Raw genomic sequence first — 1,724 nt, 5'->3', positions numbered from 1 at the left:
GGCAGCCGGGAGGCCGGCGTGGCCGTCTTCCGCGGCATCCCGTTCGCCGCGCACCGCCCCGGCGGCGGTGCGGACCTCCGGCGGCGGCCCGGTCGGCCCGGGATCGCCCGGCTCGGGGCCGGTCGGCTCGGTGGTGGGCGGGGTCATCGCGGCCCCCTTCCGGGGCAGGTGGAACGCGAGTAGGGGTCGGCGGTGTCCGTACAGTCCGGATCATCCCGCTGCGTCACGGTGCGCGCCACCGATTTTTTTCCGGCCCCCGCCCGGCCCGACCCGGCCCGTTCGTCCGGGTGCTGGGGAAGCCGCGGGAAATTCACTCGCGCGGGCCGGGCGGGTACGGCATCCTGCGCGAGTGGATCAAGGAAACGGTCGGACGGTCAGCGTCCATCTCACTCATGACGGCGAATACCTGGGCCCGCTGGGGCCCTTCGGAGTGGGAGAGGGGTGGTGGTCCTCGGTCGGGCCGGTGACCGAGCGCGTCTCGGTGGAGGCCGGGGTACCGGTGATGGTGGTCCGGCTGGTCTCGGTGACCGGCGGGGAGGGCGGCCACGGCGGGCACACGGTGTACCACGTCGAGGCGCTGGAACGGCCGACCGCGCTGCTCCCGCGCGAGGCCGGCCCGGAGGTCGCCGCGCTGCTCGGCCCGGCCGAGCGGCGGGCCGACTGGGCCACGCCGGACGGGCTGCGCGCCGCGGTGGAATGGGCGGAGCGGGCACTGGCGGCGGCCGGCCGGCCGCTCGGCGGCCCGGTCGAGCAGGTCCGGACGTGGAACCTGTCCGGGCTGTTCCGGCTGCCGACCGCCGCCGGCCCGACCTGGCTGAAGGTGATCAACCCGGCGTTCAACTCCCGAGAGGGGGAGGCGATCGCGCTGTTCGGCGCGGTGGACCCGGCCCTGGTTCCGCCGGTCCTCGCCGCCGACGCCGGGCGCGGGCTGCTGCTCCTCGACGAGGTGCCCGGCGAGGACTGCTGGGGCCCGTCCGCGGAGGAGGTGGCCGGCGTGGTGCCGCGACTGGTCGCCGTCCAGGCCACCCTCGCCGCCGACGGCCGGGCCGCCGCGGCCGGTCTGCGCGACCGCACCCCGCGTGCGGTGGCCGCCGCGGTGGGCGGGCTGCTGGACCGGCTGGCCGCCGAGTCGGCCGCGAGTGTCGATGCGGACGCCGCCGCCGACGCGGACCCCGGCAAGGACGCCGCCGCCGGGACGACCCCGGCCGCCGGGTCCGGCCTGACCGCCGAGGAGTTGGCCGCCGCCCGGGCGCTGGTGGAGCGACTGCCCGCGCTGGTCGAGGAGTTGGCCGCCTGCGGGCTGCCGGAGACGGTCGTCCACGGGGACTTCCACCCCGGTAACTGGCGCTCCGACGGCACGCCGCCGGTGGTCGTCGACTACGCCGACACCTGCCTCGGACACCCGGCGATGGACGGGCTGCGGCCGCGCGCGTTCGTCGACGCCGAGCGGTGGACGCAGCTGGCCGGGGAGTGGGCGCGGGCCTGGCGGGCGCACGTCCCCGGCTGCGCGCCGGAGCGCGCGCTGGAGCTGGCCGAGCCGCTGTTCCACCTCGGCTACGCGCTGCGGTACCAGGAGTTCCTGGACCACATCGAGGACAGCGAACGCCCCTACCACGAAGGCGACCCGGCGTCCGAGATCCGGCGCGCGCTGGAGGTCGCGGGCTGACCCGCCCCGGGTGCCGTGGGGGGGGGCGGCCCCCCGGGCGGGGCGCCGCCGGCGGTCC

General features: G+C 77.8%; 1 protein-coding gene. It reads left to right on the top strand.

Annotation, left to right across the window (positions count from 1 at the left end; translation table 11 throughout):
* Positions 1-463: 463 nt before the first annotated feature.
* Positions 464-1,666: a phosphotransferase gene (locus tag AB0N76_RS34410; RefSeq protein WP_363564040.1), complete on the top strand. Its 1,203-nt coding sequence runs from the start codon at positions 464-466 to the stop codon at positions 1,664-1,666.
* Positions 1,667-1,724 lie beyond the last annotated feature (58 nt).

It is taken from the genome of Kitasatospora sp. NPDC093806 (genome assembly GCF_040683335.1).
Classification (GTDB): Bacteria; Actinomycetota; Actinomycetes; order Streptomycetales; family Streptomycetaceae; genus Kitasatospora.
Note: the sequence above shows the minus strand (reverse complement) of the source record. Positions and strands in the feature narration are given on the sequence as shown.